The sequence below is a fragment of the Streptococcus suis genome (assembly GCF_002964045.1).
Lineage (GTDB): Bacteria > Bacillota > Bacilli > Lactobacillales > Streptococcaceae > Streptococcus > Streptococcus suis_U.
Window position 1 is genome coordinate 1 of record NZ_POPB01000444.1, and the last position, 374, is coordinate 374.

Sequence of the window (374 nt, forward strand, 5' to 3'; positions counted from 1 at the left end):
AGACCGTTGAAGAAGCACGGGTTCTAGCTAAAACCATGGTGGATCTTGGGAAGGCGGTTGGGCGTAAGACAGTTGCAGTTTTGACTGACATGTCTCAACCAGTTGGCACTTCGATTGGAAATCGTTTGGAAATTTTAGAGGCTATTGAAATTTTACAGGGTAAAGGTCGAGAAGATGTTACCGAATTTATCTGTGAACTAGCCCAAATTATGTTGGGGCTTGCAAATGTTGAGAAAAGCATTGAAGAAGTACGCCAACATATTGACAATGGTTCAGCTTTGAAGAAATTTGAAGAGATGGTCCTTGCCCAAGGTGGTGACTTAGAAGATTTATATCGTCCAGTTCAGGTTACACAGCAAGTTCCAGTTCTTGCG

The 374-nt window shown here is 42.5% G+C and carries 1 pseudogene; it reads left to right on the top strand.

Features of this window, described 5'->3' with window-relative positions:
- A pseudogene (deoA, locus tag C1E99_RS11310) lies at nucleotides 1–374 on the top strand (pyrimidine-nucleoside phosphorylase); the annotation flags it as partial.